At 64.4% G+C, this 17500-nt stretch carries 18 protein-coding genes and 1 pseudogene; 9 read left to right on the forward strand and 10 right to left on the reverse strand.

The features are described 5' to 3' along the window. Positions 1–66 precede the first annotated feature (66 nt). Together ACFQX9_RS20130 and ACFQX9_RS20135 are read right to left on the reverse strand one after the other, a co-directional pair. Positions 67–562, reverse strand: a pseudogene (locus ACFQX9_RS20130) (hypothetical protein). Positions 563–701: 139 nt separating this feature from the next. Beyond that, positions 702–1391 (reverse strand): HAD-IA family hydrolase, encoded by a 690-nt coding sequence (locus ACFQX9_RS20135; RefSeq protein WP_085395850.1) that lies wholly within the window; start codon positions 1389–1391, stop codon positions 702–704. Between the two features lie 174 nt (positions 1392–1565). Here ACFQX9_RS20135 and rpiA point away from each other — a divergent pair, with 174 nt between their 5' ends. Genes rpiA through gor form a run of 3 tightly spaced genes read left to right on the forward strand, consistent with a single transcriptional unit; the run spans position 1566 to position 4244 of the window. Further along, complete coding sequence (gene rpiA / locus ACFQX9_RS20140) at positions 1566–2279, forward strand: ribose-5-phosphate isomerase RpiA (protein WP_247369150.1); 714 nt, start codon at positions 1566–1568, stop codon at positions 2277–2279. Positions 2280–2281: 2 nt separating this feature from the next. Further along, positions 2282–2800, forward strand: a complete 519-nt coding sequence (locus ACFQX9_RS20145; protein WP_085352730.1) for a DUF2059 domain-containing protein — start codon at positions 2282–2284, stop codon at positions 2798–2800. Positions 2801–2855: 55 nt separating this feature from the next. Continuing rightward, complete coding sequence (gene gor / locus ACFQX9_RS20150; protein WP_018459374.1) at positions 2856–4244, forward strand: glutathione-disulfide reductase; 1389 nt, start codon at positions 2856–2858, stop codon at positions 4242–4244. Positions 4245–4250: 6 nt separating this feature from the next. On the opposite strand, the gene ACFQX9_RS20155 is transcribed toward gor, so the two are convergent. The 7 genes from ACFQX9_RS20155 to ACFQX9_RS20185 form a co-directional block, all read right to left on the reverse strand. Then, positions 4251–5390, reverse strand: coding sequence for a hypothetical protein (locus tag ACFQX9_RS20155; protein ID WP_018459373.1), 1140 nt, complete (start codon positions 5388–5390; stop codon positions 4251–4253). A gap of 572 nt (positions 5391–5962) precedes the next feature. Then, a complete protein-coding gene (locus tag ACFQX9_RS20160; RefSeq protein ID WP_143275438.1) occupies positions 5963–7189 on the reverse strand; it encodes a carboxylate-amine ligase in 1227 nt (408 codons plus the stop codon). 21 nt (positions 7190–7210) lie between these two features. Beyond that, positions 7211–8038 (reverse strand): class II glutamine amidotransferase, encoded by an 828-nt coding sequence (locus ACFQX9_RS20165; protein ID WP_018459370.1) that lies wholly within the window; start codon positions 8036–8038, stop codon positions 7211–7213. A gap of 92 nt (positions 8039–8130) precedes the next feature. After that, positions 8131–8757 (reverse strand): FMN-binding negative transcriptional regulator, encoded by a 627-nt coding sequence (locus ACFQX9_RS20170; RefSeq protein ID WP_018459369.1) that lies wholly within the window; start codon positions 8755–8757, stop codon positions 8131–8133. A 73-nt stretch (positions 8758–8830) separates the two neighbouring features. Next, positions 8831–10297 carry a PLP-dependent aminotransferase family protein gene (locus ACFQX9_RS20175; protein WP_247297645.1) on the reverse strand — a complete coding sequence of 489 codons (1467 nt, stop codon included), beginning with the start codon at positions 10295–10297 and terminating at the stop codon, positions 8831–8833. Between the two features lie 50 nt (positions 10298–10347). Continuing rightward, entirely contained in the window at positions 10348–10944 is a 597-nt protein-coding gene (locus ACFQX9_RS20180) for a redoxin domain-containing protein (RefSeq protein WP_247391207.1), read from the reverse strand. A gap of 14 nt (positions 10945–10958) precedes the next feature. Further along, positions 10959–12716, reverse strand: coding sequence for an MOSC domain-containing protein (locus ACFQX9_RS20185; protein WP_377790206.1), 1758 nt, complete (start codon positions 12714–12716; stop codon positions 10959–10961). Between the two features lie 168 nt (positions 12717–12884). Here ACFQX9_RS20185 and ACFQX9_RS20190 point away from each other — a divergent pair, with 168 nt between their 5' ends. The 5 genes from ACFQX9_RS20190 to ACFQX9_RS20210 all read left to right on the forward strand — a co-directional run bounded on the left by ACFQX9_RS20190 (position 12885) and on the right by ACFQX9_RS20210 (position 15790). Then, positions 12885–13265 (forward strand): nuclear transport factor 2 family protein, encoded by a 381-nt coding sequence (locus ACFQX9_RS20190; RefSeq protein WP_018459365.1) that lies wholly within the window; start codon positions 12885–12887, stop codon positions 13263–13265. A gap of 436 nt (positions 13266–13701) precedes the next feature. Then, positions 13702–14175, forward strand: a complete 474-nt coding sequence (locus ACFQX9_RS20195; protein ID WP_085352736.1) for a tellurite resistance TerB family protein — start codon at positions 13702–13704, stop codon at positions 14173–14175. A 2-nt stretch (positions 14176–14177) separates the two neighbouring features. Further along, positions 14178–14540, forward strand: coding sequence for a hypothetical protein (locus ACFQX9_RS20200; RefSeq protein WP_247391213.1), 363 nt, complete (start codon positions 14178–14180; stop codon positions 14538–14540). After that, positions 14537–15172, forward strand: coding sequence for a TerC family protein (locus ACFQX9_RS20205; protein ID WP_085395854.1), 636 nt, complete (start codon positions 14537–14539; stop codon positions 15170–15172). The genes ACFQX9_RS20200 and ACFQX9_RS20205 overlap by 4 nt, the downstream gene beginning before the upstream one ends. A gap of 33 nt (positions 15173–15205) precedes the next feature. Next, on the forward strand, positions 15206–15790 hold the full coding sequence (locus tag ACFQX9_RS20210; RefSeq protein WP_018459361.1) for a TIGR00645 family protein: 585 nt from the start codon (positions 15206–15208) through the stop codon (positions 15788–15790). Positions 15791–15811: 21 nt separating this feature from the next. Here ACFQX9_RS20210 and ACFQX9_RS20215 read toward each other — a convergent pair whose 3' ends face one another. After that, positions 15812–16750 carry a LysR family transcriptional regulator gene (locus ACFQX9_RS20215; RefSeq protein WP_377790210.1) on the reverse strand — a complete coding sequence of 313 codons (939 nt, stop codon included), beginning with the start codon at positions 16748–16750 and terminating at the stop codon, positions 15812–15814. A gap of 158 nt (positions 16751–16908) precedes the next feature. Between ACFQX9_RS20215 and ACFQX9_RS20220 the strand changes: the two genes are divergently transcribed. Beyond that, on the forward strand, positions 16909–17484 hold the full coding sequence (locus tag ACFQX9_RS20220) for a hypothetical protein (RefSeq protein ID WP_018459360.1): 576 nt from the start codon (positions 16909–16911) through the stop codon (positions 17482–17484). Positions 17485–17500 lie beyond the last annotated feature (16 nt).

The raw sequence follows: 17500 nt of genomic DNA on the forward strand, positions 1-17500 counted from the left end.
TTCAGCGGTGTCCTGGAAGCAATCTAAGCATCGAATGCGTCAGAGACAATTGGGGGATGACGGAGGTCAGCGCATGCCCGCGTTAGGATCGGGGAAAGGCGAGCCCGCAGCCGGTGCGGCAGCAGCCGGGGCGACCGCGGCCGCCGCCGGTTTCGGTTTCTTCGGGCGGTGCGGCTTGCGGACCGGTCTTGGCGGAACGGCCGGCTGGAGCTCCGAAAACCGGGTTGGGATCGGTGGTGATCGAGGCGGGGGTCGTGAAGTCACCGGGATTCCTGATGACGTTCACCGGCACGCTTACTGGCTGGTATTTCGGCAGCGCGAAAGCGACCGTGAAGGGGGCGTCGGGGGCGGGAACCGACACGGAGCAGGGGGTCTTGCAGCCCTGTCCGAGCGAGGTCGTGGCGTCAGCGCCCGGGGGATTGGATTCGAGCCGGACCTGGTCGATCGGCGGGGCCGACTTGAACATGTCCCAGGAAGTCGAAGACATTGAGGAGCAGCCGGCAAGACTTGTCGCCCCGATGACGCTTACTCCAGCTAACGCAAACGAGATGACACGACGCATGGACCATCCACTTTTGCTGCGACGAACCGCCACACTCCACGCGAACTTAGGAGCGTCGCTTCCAGCGAGCAACCGGCGGGCCGCGCATAGTTAGTAGATGGTTAATGCGGGATTCTGCGGAATAATCAAACTATTTCAGCTACTTGAGAGTTTCCTGCGCAGTCATCAGGCTGCTGGCGGCGGCCGGCAGGTCGCGCATGTGATGGATCAGCCGGTCCGGCTTCAGCTCGGCGATCGGCACGTCCGTATAGCCGAAGCTGACCCCGATCACGGGAACTCCGGCGCGCCGGGCCACGCCGACATCGGGTCCGGCATCGCCGACCATGATGCTCGCTTTGACCTCGCCGCCGGCCCGCGCCACCGTTTCCCGGAAAATGGTCGGATCGGGCTTCTGGACGCCAAAAGTGTCAGCGCCGCAGATCGCGGCGAAGCGCCGGCTCAGGTCGAGCTGATCCAGCAGGCGCTTCGACAACCATTCCAGCTTGTTGGTGCAGACCGCGAGACGATGGCCTTGGACCGCAAATTGGTCGAGCGCGGCCTCCAGCCCCTCGAACGGCCTGGATTCGACGGCGATATTGTCGGCGTAATAGGCGATGAAATCGGCCGTCATCCGGTCCATGTCGGCAACCGTGACGCTGCGGCCCTCGGCCTCCAGCCCCCGCTCGATCAGCTTGCGGGCGCCGGCGCCGATCATGTTGCGGGCCGAGGCCATCGGCACGGGCGGCAGCCCTTCGCGGTCGAGCACGTAATTGAGCGCGGTGATCAGGTCGGGCGCCGTATCCACAAGCGTGCCGTCGAGATCGAAGACGATGGTGTGGGAGGGGGTCATGGTCCAGCGCTACCGGCCCGGCCCCGCCCGCGCAAGGGCCGAAGCCATAAGATCACCTTATAAGGTGGGTCCGGAGGCCGGTTCCCCAGACCCTGTTCTCCGAGGGAAAACGAGGCTACACAGGCCGCCGCGAGCCTATGAGGCAGCACACTCGTAATTCAGGGACGGCGCAACGTGAACATGGACCAGTTGAAGCGGCAGGCAGCGGCGCGCGCCCTCGAGGACGTCCGAGACGGCATGCAGCTCGGGCTTGGGACCGGCTCGACTGCAAAACATTTCGTCGAGCTGCTCGGCGAGCGGGTCCGCGCCGGACTGAAAGTGATCGGCGTGCCGACCTCCGAGGCGACGCGTCTCGATGCAATCCGCTGCGGCGTGCCGCTGACCACGCTGGATGAGATCGATCATCTCGACATCACCGTCGACGGCGCCGACGAGATCGATCCCGAACTCAATCTGATCAAGGGCGGCGGCGGTGCGCTGTTGCGCGAGAAGATCGTCGCGGCCGCCTCGGATCGCATGATCGTGATTGCCGACGACACCAAATGGGTCCCGACACTCGGCCGCTTTCCGCTGCCGGTCGAGGTCATCCCGTTCGGGCTCGGCGCAACGCGACGCGCGATCGAGAAGGCGTTTGCGGAATGCGGCGTTTCCGGGCAGATGGCGGTCCGCAACGGCAAGGACGGCCACGTTTTCGTCACCGATGGCGGCCACTGGATCCTCGATGCCCAGCTCGAAAAGATTGAGGATCCCGCCCGCCTCGCCACGGCGTTGAGCGCGATCCCCGGCGTCGTCGAGCATGGTTTGTTCATCGGCTTGGCCAGCTCGGCTGTCTTGGCGGGTGGCGAGGGAATTCGCGTGATTGAACGGCGAAAGCCGAAAGGAGACTAGGAATGAAGAGCGTTTTGAAATTGTTGCCGGTCGCGACCCTCGCTGTGGGACTGGCCCTCTCGGTCGCCCCGGCCGGGGCCCAGCAGGCGGCTCCGCCGAAATCGTCGCCGACGGCCATCGCGGCCGCCAAGGAGATCCTCGCGATCAAGAACGCCAGTGCGATGTATGCCAACGCCGTGCCCGGCCTGGTCGATAAGACCAGGATCGCGCTGATCCAGCAGAACCTCAACTATCAGAAGGATCTCACCGAGGTCGCCGGGGTCGTCAACCAGCAGCTGGCAGGCCGCGAAAAGGAGATCGGAGAAGGCATGGCGCAGGTCTATGCCAGCGAGTTCACCGAGCAGGAGCTGAAGGATCTCGTCACCTTCTACAAGTCGCCGCTGGGCAAGAAGCTGATCGAAGCCGAGCCGCGCGCGATCGGGCTGAGCATGGCCTTCATGAACTCCTGGGCTCAGAACTTCTCCGAGACCGTGATGGGTGCCTTCCGCGCCGAGATGCGCAAGCGTGGCAAGGAGATCTGACAGTCCCTATCTGATCGGAATCCGGATCATGTTCTGAAAGAGGTCGGAGTGGACAATGGCTGAATTCGACGTCGACCTCTTTGTCATCGGTGGCGGTTCGGGCGGCGTGCGCGCCGCCCGCATCGCGGCCGGCTACGGCGCCCGCGTCATGATCGCGGAAGAGTACCGCATGGGCGGGACCTGCGTGATCCGCGGCTGTGTGCCGAAGAAGCTGTTCGTCATCGGCTCGCATTTCCGCCATGAGATCGAGGACGCCGCCGGCTTTGGCTGGACCGTTCCGTCTGCGACCTTCGACTGGCCGACGCTGATCGCCAACAAGGACAAGGAGATCGCGCGTCTGGAGGCGGCTTACACCGCCAATGTCGAGAAGTCGGGCGCGCAAATCGTCAAGAGCCGCGCGGTGATCGAGGACAAGCACACCGTCCGCCTGCTCGAGAACGACCGGAAGATCACTGCAAAATACATTTTGATCGCCACCGGCGGCGCGCCCAATCACGGCGCTCCGATTCCCGGCATCGAGCACGTGATCTCCTCCAACGAGGCGTTTCACCTGGCCAAGCTGCCGAAGCGGATCGTGATCCAGGGCGGCGGCTACATCGCGCTGGAGTTCGCCGGCATCTTCGCCGGCTTCGGCTCCGACGTCACAGTCATCTATCGCGGCGACAACATTCTTCGCGGCTTCGACGAGGATGTTCGCGCCCATGTCCGCGCCGAGATGGAGAAGCAGGGCATCACCATCCTGACCGGCTGCACGGTGACGAAGGTCGATCGGCACGGCGAGGAATTCACCACGCATCTGTCGAACGGATCGAGCCTTGCCTCCGACCAGGTGATGTTCGCGATCGGCCGCCATCCCGCGGTCGCCAATCTCGGCCTGGAGAAGGCCGGCGTCGCCATCAACCCGCGGAACGGCGGCATCGCGGTCGACCATTTCTCCAAGAGCTCGGTCGACAGCATCTACGCGATCGGCGACGTCACCCATCGCTTCAACCTGACGCCGGTCGCGATCCGCGAGGGCCATGCGTTCGCCGACAGCGTGTTCGGCAAGCGCGAGGTGCAGGTCGATCACGCCAACATCCCGACCGCCGTGTTCTCGCAGCCGGAGGTCGGCACCGTCGGCCTGACCGAGACGGAAGCCCGCGCGCAATTCAGCCATATCGACATTTACAAGACCACGTTCCGGCCCATCAAGGCGACGATGTCGGGCCGCGATACCCGCGTGCTGATGAAGCTCGTCGTCGATGGTTCAACCGACCGTGTGCTCGGCTGTCACATCGTCGGCGATGCCGCAGCCGAGATCACGCAGGCAGTCGCGATTGCGGTGAAGATGAAGGCGACCAAGGCCGATTTCGACGCGACGATCGCGCTGCATCCGACCGCGTCCGAAGAGCTCGTCACCATGCGCACCCCGACCGCTCGCCACGTCCGCCAAGCGGCGGAGTAACTCCGCTCAGCCGTACAGGTATCCGACCGGCTTGCCCTCGGTGCGCAGCGGACGGATGTCCTTCTGCGTGATGATCTGACCGGCGAGGCCGTCGATCTCGTCGCGTTGCGTCGGCGTCCAGCTGCGGAGGTCGTTCATGCCCTTGAGAAGGCCGAGCCGAAGGACCTGCGTGTTCTCACCAACACCGACGAGGCTTGTGGCGTTCTTGCCCGCCGTCACCACATCGCCGGCCGCGAGCTCAAAGGTCTCGCCAGTCTTGTTCCTGAATTCGGCCGTGCCGCGGATCACGCGGTAGATCACGACCTCGCCTTTGGCGAAACATGTGGTGTCCGCCGCTGACGACGTGCTCTTGGACAAGAGCGATTGGCCGCGCGGATCGGTTGCGATGATGTGGCCGGCGACGAGGTGACCGCTCGGAGCCTCGATCCCGATATCGCGCACGTAAACCGGCATGGCCGATTTGATCGGGCTGTCGGTGAGCGGCTTGAACAGCGCATCCAGCGCCAAGGGGTCCTGGAGCCAGAAGCCTGCATCGACCGGGCGATCATGCAGAGAGTGGCTCCATGCCACCCGCGGCGTCTCGGCTTCGTTGATCTGGTCCGGACCGACGATGGTCGGGTTTGGAAACGTCGTCGGGTCAGTGATGAAGGCTTCGAGGAATTTGCCCGAATAGCCCATCGAGATTGGATCCGGCACCACCGTCTGCGGCGTCTTCAGATTCTCTTCGGTCGACAGTCCCGACCAGGTGTAGAACAGCTGTCGGTGCACGATCGCGCTTTGCAGCATCACCGCGCCGGGGCCGACATTATAGAAGCGCCCGTCATAGTCGAACGTGAACGCGCCCGACGTGACCAGCACGAGCTGAAAGCCGCCCGGCGGCAGATGAAGATGGAAGTCGGTAGGGCCGGTGTCGGGCAGATAGATCGGCAGATTGGTCGCGACCTCGTGCAGCAGGAAGGTTTCGTTGTTGGCGTGGAAACCCTCGTTGGCGCGATTGTAGAGGGCCTGCGGCCGGTACGTTGCCTCGAACTTCGCATTCCGGTCGCGATCGATCGCCACGAACTCCTGATCGTTGAGGCGAAGGGGCGCGCCGTCCGGGCGGGTGAGGCCGGTGAATTTGAGATCGCCGGTGGCATGCACGTTCATGGCATTCTCCGATCTGGCCCGCTCACCCTGTCTCGGCGCACGCATCTTGCTGAGAGCAGGGGATCAGGCCTGATGCTGCCTTGCGAATTTTAGGCCAGTCGAGGCGGTGCGCGGCACGCAACGCTTTGCGACTCGCCGCCACGCGATGAAAAATCGAGGTTGCACTTGAGGTTAGATGACACGCTTGACCAGCCTGCATGGCCATGTTCGCCCAGTCTGCAATCCTGGTGACGAGACGTGTCTTGTCTAATTTGGCGGCATTCTGGCGCGGATGCGCAGCTGCGCCGATCAGGAGAAGTCGGCGGCCGGGTGTCTGAAGCCGTTCATTCGAAAGCTCGACGGACGATCCGCTCGGGCTTGCCGTACGGGCTGTCAGCCCACTTCGCCATGTCCACTGCACGCGCCTCGATGAGCTCGCACCAGAGGCAGCTGAGCTCCGCGCGCCCTTTGGCCGAGAGCATCGGAATGAGGCCATGGCCACAGCCAGCGCAACATTTGACGTGATTCATCGTTCTCTCCGCGACCTTACGCATTCAGGACCGACATTGTTGCTCGCGAAGCTTGCGCGGGCGCTATGAAGGCGCGGGAACGCCTGCGGCGGGGGTGCTCGTGCCCGAGATCGTCGCGTCTGCGATCCAGCGCGACACGGCGGCGATGTCTTCCGCATTGTCGCGGAAGGCGCGAAGCTGGAATTCGGCCGAGCTGCCGCGTTCGACGATGGTGCGACAGTGTTCGACCTCGGCCATGCAGTTCAGCGCGGCGGCGTCTTCGGCGATGTGCTCGATCACACGGGAGAGCAGCTCGGAGATCTCGACCGGCCCGTCCTTGGAGGCAAAGATGCAATCGGTGCCGTAGCGCTGGGCGCGCCATTTGTTTTCCACCGCAATTGCGCGTTCGACCGCGGTGACCTCTTTCGAGAGATGAGGTCGCAGGTAGAGATAGCGGGTCAGGCAGCGATAGAGCGAGGCAATGGCAACGGCGTCGTCGACGAAGGTGCAGGTATCGGGCGCACGCAGCTCGAGGGTCGGGTGCTTCATCGAGGGGCGCATGGCCCACCAGATGTGACTTTCATCGGGGATGACGCCCGAGCGCTGCAACGCGCCGACATATTCGTCGTAATCCTGCCGGCTCTCGAATAATTCGGGCAGGCCAGTGCGCGGCAGCTCGGAATAGGCGGCGAGCCGATAGCCCTTCAGTCCGGTCTTGTGTGAATTCCAGAACGGGGAGGAGGCCGACAGGGCGATGAACAAGGGCAGATGCGGCAGCATCGCTCGCATCACCGCCATGCGCTTTTCGGGATCGGGCAACTGGACGTGCACGTGCATGCCGCACATCAGGTTGCGGTGGCCGATGCTGCGCAGATCCTCAATCATCTCCTCGTAGCGTGGCTTCGGGCTCGGCTGCGACATGCGCCAGACCGCGGTCGGGTGCGTGCCGCAGGCCATGATCACGAAGCCGTATTGTGCCGCGACGTTTGCGACTTCGCGACGCAGGAAGCGAAGCTCTTCGCGCGCGTCGGCGACGTCGACATGCACGTTGGTGGCGACCTCGAGCTGCGACTGTAACATCTCCCGCATCGCCTGGCCGCCTGTCGACCAATTCGCAGATTCGAATAGCTCATTGGGGGTCTGGATCGCGACCTCCAGGCTGCGGCGATCGGCGAGGAAGTATTCCTCCTCGATACCGAACGAATATTCCGCAGCCTTGCCGCGTCCGCCGGCCGAGCGAATGACGAGGTGCTGCCTGTCCTCGGAGGAATCAAGCCGCAGCAGTTTCAAGACGTCTGACGCCAATGTCATCGTGCCACCCGGCCAAGGTATTTACCCGCGGGCGATAATCCTTCTGGCAGGAGCGGGTTCCGCGTCGACCTCACTGGAAATTGCAAGATCGAACGGAACAATTTTCGCGCTCTCGGACGCACGTGCGACCAGCGCGTGATTCGCGGGCACTTCCGTCCAGTCTGTTTCCTTGTCGAACGGCTCGGAGACGACGATGACTTGGCCGCCAGCCTCGCGGAAATAGAGCGTGTTGGCGGCATCGTTGACCGCAACCCGGAAGGCATAGAGATCCCGGCCGTTGGCGATGGCGCTGGTGAAGCGTAGCCGCTCACGAAGCTCGCCTTCGTTGACGAGGCCGACGAGGGCTCGCAGCACGCGATGCGTTGCGCCGAGCGGATCGGCGTCGAGACCCGCGCCCATCATGGCGAGAAACACGGCTTCCGAATCGGTCGTGCCTGTCCGCGAGGGGTAGTAGGCATCGGGGATCAGCGCCTCGACCTTGCGCCGTAGGCGATTCCAGCTGCCGACGAAACCATTGTGCATGAACATCCACTGGCCGCAGGCAAAGGGATGGCAGTTCTGCCGCGTCACTGCCGTGCCGGTGGCGGCGCGCACATGGGCGAAGAACAGATGCGAGCGCAAATGGCGGCAGAGGTAGCGGAGATTTTCGTCCGACCAAGCGGGGCGTGTTTCACGATAAAGACCAGGCTCCGGATGCTCACCGTACCAGCCGAGACCAAAGCCGTCGCCATTCGAGCCCGCCGTCGACTGGAGCGAGCGGATGCTTTGCGCGATGAGCGAATGCTCGGGCTCGGTGACATAGGGCTCGAAGGACGTGGTCTCGCCCCGGTATGCGATCCAGCGGCACATAGGAATTCCGTCAGGAGATGCTTGCTGAAATGTATCAACGAACCTGACAGGACGATGGTTCCCGACAGCGAGTGTCGGGAACCAAGTGGCTACTAAACCGGAACCGGAATCAATGGCGCAACCTCGCGATCACCAGCGTTCTCGCTCGCTGCGAGACCTTGCGCGACGCCGACACGGTCAGCCTCGGGACGGTTCTGGCTCATCTTGCGCTTGCCTTCGAACCGCACGACGGGAATCCGCACGCCGACGATTCCGCGCAGCTGAGTTGCGATGAAATCTTCGGGGGCATCGGTAACGGCCCACGGCTTTGCACGCGATCCTTCATGCCTATTCGTGAGCCGCGTCACGGCGTCGAGCAGGCGCTCGGGCTCCTGGAAGAATTCGACCGGGCCGTAGGCATGCACCGCGACGTAGTTCCAGGTCGGCACGACCTTTTCGGTTTCCTGCTTGGTCGCGTACCAGGACGGCGTCACATAGGCGTCGGGACCGCTGAAGATCGCCAGCGCATCTCCGATCGGCGGCAGTTTCCATTGCGGGTTGGCTTTCGCCACATGTCCGTACAGCACGCCATGTTCGCCTTCGCTCTCGTCGAGAAGCAGCGGCAGCGGCGTGGCGACGGGGCCTTCGCTGGTGGCCGTGACCAGGCTGGCGAGGCGGGCGCCGCGAATGGTCGCTCGGATGCTCTCGATGTCGTCCTTGAAGGCGGGAGGGATGTACATGTCTATCTCCGGTGTTGCTCTGGAGATAGGCGGAATCTGGCCTGTAAGAAACTGCCAGTTATCGTCTATTTGATCAGTCCAGTTCGGCGACGGCTTGTGCGAGAAGCCTGCAGCCGCGCTCGATCTGTGCCACCTCCAATGCCGAATAGCCCATGACGAGGCCGACCGTCTTCCGCGGTCGGCGAGGTCCGACGAACAGCGCAGAGACGGAATAGATGCCGACGCCCTTTGCACGGGCCGCCTTGATCAACGCGTCCTCTCGCTTCTGCGGCAGGTCGTCGAACCACGCCACGATGTGCAGGCCGGCGGCCGTGCCCTCGATCCGGACGCGGTCCCCGAACCTGCGGCGAAGCGCGTCGAGCAGCGCCCGCTGGCGTTCGGCGTTGCGCCGGCGCACGCGCCTGATGTGGCCGTCATAGGCGCCGCTTTCCAGCATCGACGCGAGAGCGTCCTGTTCGATCAGCGGCGTGTGCCGGTCCATGATCTGCTTGGCGGCGGCGATCAGGGATCGCAGGGCGGAGGGCACCACCAGAAAGCCGATCCGCAAGGTCGGCGAGAGCGTCTTGGAGACGGTGCCGAGATAGATCACATTGCCGCCGCCTTCCAGCGCGTGCAGCGGCGGGATTGGCTTGGTATCGTAGCGATACTCGCTGTCGTAATCGTCCTCGATCACGTAGGCGTCGTTTGCCCTGGCCCAGGCGAGCAATTGGTGCCGGCGGCCGATCGGCATGACGCCGCCGAGCGGATATTGGTGCGACGGCGTGACATAGGCGAGGCGGGCTTCGACGCCATCGAGCCGCGCTGTCTCCAGTCCATCCACGTCGACGGGAATCGGGATCGTCTCGGCGCCCGTCGCTGCGAAAGTATGCCGCGCCATCTGGTAGCCGGGATCCTCCATCACGAAGCGGTCGCCGGCATCGAGCAGCAGGCGCGCGCAGATGTCGAGGCCCTGCTGCGAGCCGTTGACGACGACGATCTGATCGACCTCGCAGCGGACGCTACGCGACCGCCAGAGATAGCCTTGAAGCGCGGTCCGCAGCCGCAGCGCCCCGCAGGGATCGTCATAGGCCAGCCGCTCGGGCTTGCGCGCCATCGCAGCGGTCACGGCCTTTTTCCATGCCAGTACCGGGAAATCCGACGGCGCGAGCTCGCCATAGCGGAAGTTCGCGACCAGCCCGCGCGGCGGCTCGGACCAGCGCGGCGGGTCTTGAAGCAACCGGTTCCCGAAGGCCGACAGCCGCACCTTCCGCGCCGACGGCCGCGACACTACGCGCGTGCGTCCTCGCTCGACGACGGCGCGAGCCACGCGCGGTCGCGCGCCATGGCGTGTTTCGATGAAGCCTTCGGCGGCGAGCTGTTCGTAGGCGATCGTGACGGTCGAGCGCGCCACGCCCATCTCACCGGCCAGCGCGCGGGAGGACGGCAGCACCCCGTCGATCCCGTACACCCGTGCCATGATCTGATCCCGCAGGACTTCGTAGATCTGGCGCGCGCCCATGCGGTCGGCACGGGGCGCGGGATTGGTCTTCATCTGGATCATCCACATTCCGAACCGGCATTCGCCCGAGCGGACGATGTCGGAATGTGGTTCTAATCCCGTTCGCCGAGAGTTTCGTCATAAGCCTTGCCGTAGGGATGAAAATGCTCCCTGCGGCCCTGGTCCCACAGTGCCCTGAGGCCGGGCGCCGCGATGTCCCAATCCGGCCGGCACTTCATGCCGACTGCCCTGAGGTCCTGGCGGAGCTCTTCGACGGTTGGACGGCCGAAGAACCAGTAGCCGTTGTAGATCTTGTGAATGACGAGGCCGGGCTCGAGCACGATCACGTGCGGAATCATCGGATTGTGGACGGGGTCGGTGTATTCGGCGATGTCGAGATCCTTCTGAACGAGGCGCCGCGAATCCGAGAGAAAGGGCCAGTGCGCTCCGACGCCGCTGCGATATTCGCTGGTCTGGGTGATGTTGTCGGTCGTGATCGTGACCATCCGGCAATAGCCCACCTCCATCTCGCGATGGAGTTGCAGCAAGCCTTCGGCCTGGCGACGATCCTTGGGACAAAATCCGCCGCGGCCGAGCACGAGCACCATTGGATCGCCCGCCTGCAGTTCGGAGAGCTTCCGGTGCTTGCCGGTGTGGTCGCTGAGTTCGTAATCCGGGAAGGTTACTCCCGGCATCATGTCAGGTCGCATTGCGCTCTCCCATTTTACAGATCAACCACGACGTCGTTTCGGGGTCGTGAGCAGCAGATCAGGACATTGCCGTCCGCCGGCGGATCGAGCGGATCCGGCGCATAGTCAACCGTCCCCGCGATCAACCCGCTCTCGCAATTGTGGCAGACGCCGGTCCGGCACGACCAGCGCACGGGGACGTCGCACGCCTCGGCCAATTCCAGCAGGCTGGCATAGGATGGTCCCCAGCGGACATTGAGGCCACTCCGGGCGAACGAAACCATCGGGCCGGGGCCGGGGGCACCGATCGGCGGGTGCGCCCGCTTCTGCGGGGAGGACGCTATGCCGGGCGTCAAGGACGGTCCGGCGCCGAACAATTCGGTGTGGATGCGATCCGGTGCGACGCCCAACGTGGTGAGGCCAGCTTTCAGATCGTTCATGAAACCTGCCGGTCCGCACAGATAGAAATCGCCGTCACGCGGCACGCTCAGGGTCTGGAGCAGGCGTGCGTCGAGATGTCCGGCTGTGTCGAACGCCACATTGAGACGATCGTCCGGGTCAGGCGCGCTGTAGCAGACGTGGCTATGGTGACGAGAGAGCCCACCTAGCAATTCGCGCGCCTCGGCGGCGAACGCATGTTCGCGGCCATTGCGAGCGCCGTGCAGCCACCACACGTCCCGCGTCGTCGCTTCGGCGGCGAGCGCGTGAAGCATTGCGAGCAAAGGGGTGACGCCGATGCCGGCGCTCAACAGGATGACGGGGCGTGCATCTTGCCGGAGCGTGAAACTGCCGCGTGGCGCGCCTAGTTGCACGGCAGCGCCGGCCAGCAGCTCGTCGGCAATGTAACGGCTGGCGGCGCCGTGAACTTCGCGCTTGATGCTGACGCGATAGGACGCGGCATCGGCGCCGCTCGACAGCGAATAGCTGCGTGTCATCGCCTGCGCACCGGAGGGCTCGAGCTTGATGACGACGAATTGACCGGGCAGGGCGGCCGCCACGGGATGTCCGTCGGCGGGTTCGAGGATCAGCGACGTCACGTTGCCGCTTTCGGCGATCTTTCGCGCCACGCGAAAGGAGCGGAATCCGCGCCAGGCCGGAGCTGGGCTCGCCGCCGGCCCAAGCCCGGCGTTTCCCGCGGTTTTGTTGTCCTTCTGCTGCTCGAGCAGCGCCTCGAAAGAACGGCGCCAGCCGCGGCTCAGCGCGGGAATCCGCAGCGCGCGCTCCAGGCGTTCGCGCGGATGAGGCGGCAGGTAAAGCAGCGCATTGATCTCGAACACGCTCATGCGCTCGGGTCCCACAGCGATCTGTGTGATCTCGTCACCGGCTTCGACGTCGCCTTCCTCGATCACACGGAAATAAAATCCGGGCCGCCCGTGCCTGACGAGCAGCGCGGCCATGTCCGGCTCGTCCATGCGAATGCCGAGACGGTAGCAGGTGACGCGCGGCTGCGTCACTTCGAACACCGCGGAGCCGATCCTGTAGCGGTCTCCGATGCACACGTTGGTGTCGGCGAGGCCCTCGACCGTAAAGTTCTCGCCGAACTGGCCATGAACGAGGTTCGATCGACCCAGATGCTCCTGCCAGTACCGATAGGATTCATCCTGATAGACGAATACGGCACGATGTTCGCCGCCATGACCGGCCGTATCGCCCTGGCCGTCGCCATCGATGTTGAGCCGGCGCACCCTGCGCGGGCCTGTGACCTGTGCCTTCCAGATGCCGGTGTGGACGGTCCGACCCTGCCAAGCGACGTCGCGCGGCAGGCCGACATTGACCGAAAGCAGACGTCCCATTGCGTGTTCCCGATCTGGCTGCGCGGTTCTGCCGTCATCCTTGCATCCGGATGGGGTTTTTGGCTCGTTAGTCGTTGTTAGACGTTGCGAGCAAGCCTTGCCACCGGCGACGCTGAGGCCAATTTGAAATGCGTAACGTAAACGCAGTCGGTACAACGGGAGATCACGATGGATGATCAGGGCAAGCTGGCCGCGCTCCAGCGCCATTGGGATGCTTCGGATGCGAACGATTTCGAGGCCGAGCACGACATCTATCGCGAGGACGCGGTGCTCGACTATCCGCAGTCCGGCGAGCGCATCCGCGGTCGCAGGAAGATTCAAGAGAGCCGGTTCGTGCAGCCGAACAAGAAGCGCTTCACGGTTCGGCGGATCGTCGGCAGTAACGATCTCTGGGTGAGCGAATTCGTGCTGACCTATGACGGGGTGCCGTCTTACGTCGTGAGCATCATGGAATTCCGCGACGGCCTCGTGGCGCACGAGACTCAATATTTCGGCGACAGGTTCGAGCCGTCGCCCTCGCGGGCGCATCTTGTCGAGCGGGTGGGGTAGGCTGAGTGCTCCGCACTCCGCTGTCATTCCCCGCGCAGGCGGGGAATCCAGTACGCTGCGGCTTCTCGACAAACTACGGGCGTCTCGGAGTACTGGATCGCCCGCCTGCGCGGGCGATGACAGTAAAAGACATGATCGCAGGTGCGGAGCGCGCAGAACTGCTTAGCCAATGTGGCAACACGGAACCCGATGCGGCGGCTGGTCGCAGTCGCGTCGTCTTGATTCCGACAGCCCCATCTTTATGTGTGAAACGAACAAGAATCCGGGCCCCTCTGGCGAGGAAGTCGACGCTGTCGGCAAAACCTCGTGATGTCGGATGACCTGTCCCGCGCGAATGCGATGGATCGGCCGATCGTCGGGCCTTCTTGAGAGTCTCTCCGACCGAATCGTCCCCATCGCAGCTCCGTGCGGTCTTTCGCAAGATAAGGGAGCAACGATGTCCGACGCCAAGCATTCAAATCCGATCGAAATCGAGATCACCGAGCCGTCCAGCCTGAACGAGCAGGCTGCGGTGGCACTGGTGATCGTCGGCGCGCTGGTTGCCGTCGCCGACCGGCAAGTTTCGCCGGTCGAACGCGACGAGGTCGTCCGGTTCATCCGGGATCGCAAGCTGGCGCCGCATATCTCGGACGACCGGCTCTACGCGATGTTCGACGAGCTTGCTGAACGACTCGAGGAGCCGGATTTCGCCAATGTGGTGATCGAGAATTTGCGTCCGGTTTCAGACCTGCCGCTGTCGGCTCATTTGATGGAACTGTCGGAGCGCGTCGCGGCCGCGGACGAGGACGTGCATCCCCACGAAGTGCAGGCGATCAAGCTGTTGCGCCTGCTGACGCTGGTGCTGCCGCGCGCAAAGCAGGTGACGCCGGGTGCAGTGCGCGCCGAACACCGCATCGCCGCCGAGGAGTAAGCATGAGCGTAGTTTCGGACGAGGATAAGACAGGGACTGCGGGCGCTAGCGGCCAGATGGCTGGCGGCGACCCGCGCCTCGACAAGCTTGTCCGTCGCCTGCCGCCGCGCATGGGCGACACCGTCACCTATCTGCTCAAGCCATCCAGCCGCTGGGTGAGAATCCCTTCGGGTGCGCTGCTGATTGTCGGCGGCGTGCTCTCCTTCCTGCCGGTGCTCGGTGTCTGGATGCTACCGCTCGGCCTCGCTTTGCTCGCGGAAGACGTGCCCGCGCTGCGCTCCGCGCGCGCCAAGGTTCTGGATTGGGTCGAGCGGAAGAAGCCGCACTGGCTCGATCCGTCCGCACCGAAAAATGACCAATCATGACTGAATTCATCACCACCGAAGCGCTGACCGCGCTGCTTCAGGTCGTCCTGATCGACCTCGTGCTCGCCGGCGACAACGCCGTCGTCATCGGCCTTGCCGCAGCCGGCCTCCCGGCCGAGCAGCGCCGGCGCGCCATCGTCGTCGGCATCATCGCCGCCACCGCCCTGCGCATCGTCTTTGCCGGCGTCGCGACCCAGCTTCTGCAAGTGATCGGGCTATTGCTCGCCGGCGGCGTGCTGCTGCTCTGGGTGTGCTGGAAGATGTGGCGGGAGCTGCGCGAGCAGTCCGCGCATGCGAACGAGCTCGCGTTCAGCCATGGCGGCAGCAGCGCTGCGCCTGCGTCCCGAAAGACCTTCAGGCAGGCGGCGGTGCAGATCGTCGCCGCCGACGTCTCGATGTCGCTCGACAACGTGCTCGCGGTCGCGGGCGCTGCGCGCGAGCATCCCTACATCCTCGCTTTCGGCCTGCTATTGTCGGTCGCGTTGATGGGCGTCGCCGCCGATTTGCTCGGCCGCGTGCTCCAGAAGCAGCGCTGGATCGGCTATGTCGGCCTCGCCATCATCGTTTACGTCGCCTTCGAGATGATCTATCGCGGATCGCTCGAGCTCGCGCCTGTGATCGCGAGTCTCTGAGGCAACGCGCCTGTCCATCATCCGGAGTGATCAATGACGTCCGAACCCAAAGCACCTTCGGCGGATTCCGTGCCGGCGCCGCAAATCGGCCCGTTTGCCCAACTCATCTTTGGCTCGCGCTGGCTGCAGGTCCCGCTTTATGTCGGCCTCATCGTCGCGCAGGCCGTCTATGTGCTGCTGTTCCTGAAGGAGCTCTGGCACCTGGTCGTGCACTCGTTCGACGCCAGCGAGCAGCAGATCATGCTGGTCGTGCTCGGGCTGATCGACGTCGTGATGATCTCGAACCTGCTGGTGATGGTGATCGTCGGCGGTTACGAGACCTTCGTCTCGCGCCTGAACCTCAGCGGTCATCCGGACGAGCCGGAATGGCTCAGCCACGTCAATGCCAGCGTGCTCAAGATCAAGCTTGCGATGGCGATCATCGGCATCTCCTCGATCTCGCTGCTCAGGACCTTCATCGAGGCGGGCAATCTCGGCACGACGCGGAGCAATTTCACCGAGAGCGGCGTGATGTGGCAGGTGCTGATCCACCTGACCTTCATCATCTCCGCGATCGGCATCGCCTGGGTCGACCGCCTCGGCGATAGCGGCCAGCGCAAGGGAGCCGGCCACGGCTGAGCGTCAGACGTCGGCGTTTGATCAGGCGATCTGCGGATGCGCCGCGTTTTCCCGCCGCTCGCGCTCGCCCAATTCGCGCACCAGCTCCTGGAGGAAGGATTCCGTGTGGGCGGGCAGGGTGCGCTCGGCGCGAACGTAGATGCCGAGATCTGACCACACCGGACTGCCGGCGTTGTCGAGCGGCAGGAAGACGAGCCGGCTGTCGCGCGATAGTCGGTCGCTGCCGAGCTGGGTCTGGAAGGCGACGCCGACGCCGCGCGCGGCGAGTTCGCGCATCAGGTCGATCGAGTTGGCCTGGATGGCCGGCTCCGGCGTCTCGGACAGCTGCGCGATCAGCGGCTGCAGCAGATGGTAGATCGACAGCTCCGGCAGCGCATGGATGACGGGAAAGGCGAGACATTGGGTTAGCGTGACCGTCTTGCCGCGCGCCAGTGGATGATCGCACGCCACGATCGCGCCGAGGCGAAACCGTTTCAAGGCGACCTGGCGCAGATCCGGCGGATGGCGCAGCGCCATGGCGATGCCGATGTCGGCCTCGCCGCGGCTCAAGGCCTCCAGCACATCCGACGATCCCTTCACCTCGGTGGTGAAGCTGACGCGCCGGGCGCGGCCACGATGGGCGGCGATCAGGTCCGGCAGCACCGACTCCGTGAGCGACTCGATGCAGGCAATGCTGACAGTGCCGTGCCACGTCCCGGACAGGGACGCGACGTCCGAGCGGAAGCGGTCGAGGTCCTGGAGCACGTTCATGACGTGCCGGGCCAACATCTCCCCGACCGTCGTCAGCGTCAGGCCGCGCGCATTGCGCTCGAACAATGGTGACCCAACCTCTTGTTCAAGCTTGAGAATCTGGCGGCTTACGGCCGACGAGGCAACGTTCAGCATGCGCGCAGCGGCCCGGATCGAGCCGGTGCGGCGGACGGCGTGGAAGTACTGGATGGCTGGTGAGTGAAATCGCATGGGACCCCCGGCCGGACTATAGCCGTTGCCGAAACGGCATCAACGTGTACGAAATTCTGTGCTTTTCGAGTGCGCTCCTCCCACCTAGGTTCGCCGCCGGCTTGGCCGGTCCTGTCGGGCCGTCATGCCATGCGCAACGAGGCGCCAGGGGATCCCGGGTGGACGAGAACATTGTTTGCGAGGTCGCGCCGGACACGCGTCTGGTCGATCGCCGTCGCGCGGCGGCCTATGTCGGCGTGACCGCCGGACGCTTCGAGCAGCTGGTGCGCGACAGCGTCGTGCCACCGCCGGTCATGGTGGACAACAAGCGGCGCTGGCCGCTCGCGTTGCTCGACGTTGCGAAGGACGCGGTTGTCGCCAGCAGCATGCCGTGCCTGCCGCAGGTGATGGTCGAGATTGCGCAGGACGCGCGTCCCTGCGAACGGGCCCCCGCACCAGCCTCGCACGAACTGCCGGATAAAAACTGGTTCGAGCAGCGCGCGCGGTTCGTTCAGCGCGTGCGCCGGTCGCTGCTGTCGGGCAACGAGATACGGCTCTTGCGCGAGTTCAAGCTGCTCAGGCAGAACCAGATCAGCATGTTCGGCTATTACGGCAGTTTCGAAGCCCTGATGGTGCGCGGCTACATCGTCGAGCTCGCGCGAAAGCCGCCGTCGAGCCGTCCGCTGGTGACGTACCGGCTGACCGCGCAGGGCGAGCGGGTCACGTCGGCGCTCAAGGGCGAGCCGGCGATCTGACCGGCGCGGACAAGGC

The organism is Bradyrhizobium sp. GCM10028915 (assembly GCF_042666195.1).
GTDB classification, from domain to species: Bacteria; Pseudomonadota; Alphaproteobacteria; order Rhizobiales; family Xanthobacteraceae; genus Bradyrhizobium; species Bradyrhizobium canariense_D.

Coding starts and splice junctions, on each gene's coding strand:
- ACFQX9_RS20135 (WP_085395850.1), bottom strand. CDS start 1,391: ATGACCCCCTCCCACACCATCGTCTTCGATCTCGACGGCACGCTTGTG.
- ACFQX9_RS20215 (WP_377790210.1), bottom strand. CDS start 16,750: ATGCGATTTCACTCACCAGCCATCCAGTACTTCCACGCCGTCCGCCGC.
- ACFQX9_RS20165 (WP_018459370.1), bottom strand. CDS start 8,038: ATGTGCCGCTGGATCGCATACCGGGGCGAGACCACGTCCTTCGAGCCC.
- gor (WP_018459374.1), top strand. CDS start 2,856: ATGGCTGAATTCGACGTCGACCTCTTTGTCATCGGTGGCGGTTCGGGC.
- ACFQX9_RS20195 (WP_085352736.1), top strand. CDS start 13,702: ATGTCCGACGCCAAGCATTCAAATCCGATCGAAATCGAGATCACCGAG.
- ACFQX9_RS20170 (WP_018459369.1), bottom strand. CDS start 8,757: ATGTACATCCCTCCCGCCTTCAAGGACGACATCGAGAGCATCCGAGCG.
- ACFQX9_RS20190 (WP_018459365.1), top strand. CDS start 12,885: ATGGATGATCAGGGCAAGCTGGCCGCGCTCCAGCGCCATTGGGATGCT.
- ACFQX9_RS20200 (WP_247391213.1), top strand. CDS start 14,178: ATGAGCGTAGTTTCGGACGAGGATAAGACAGGGACTGCGGGCGCTAGC.
- ACFQX9_RS20160 (WP_143275438.1), bottom strand. CDS start 7,189: ATGACATTGGCGTCAGACGTCTTGAAACTGCTGCGGCTTGATTCCTCC.
- ACFQX9_RS20175 (WP_247297645.1), bottom strand. CDS start 10,297: ATGATCCAGATGAAGACCAATCCCGCGCCCCGTGCCGACCGCATGGGC.
- ACFQX9_RS20185 (WP_377790206.1), bottom strand. CDS start 12,716: ATGGGACGTCTGCTTTCGGTCAATGTCGGCCTGCCGCGCGACGTCGCT.
- ACFQX9_RS20210 (WP_018459361.1), top strand. CDS start 15,206: ATGACGTCCGAACCCAAAGCACCTTCGGCGGATTCCGTGCCGGCGCCG.
- ACFQX9_RS20145 (WP_085352730.1), top strand. CDS start 2,282: ATGAAGAGCGTTTTGAAATTGTTGCCGGTCGCGACCCTCGCTGTGGGA.
- ACFQX9_RS20155 (WP_018459373.1), bottom strand. CDS start 5,390: ATGAACGTGCATGCCACCGGCGATCTCAAATTCACCGGCCTCACCCGC.
- ACFQX9_RS20205 (WP_085395854.1), top strand. CDS start 14,537: ATGACTGAATTCATCACCACCGAAGCGCTGACCGCGCTGCTTCAGGTC.
- ACFQX9_RS20180 (WP_247391207.1), bottom strand. CDS start 10,944: ATGCGACCTGACATGATGCCGGGAGTAACCTTCCCGGATTACGAACTC.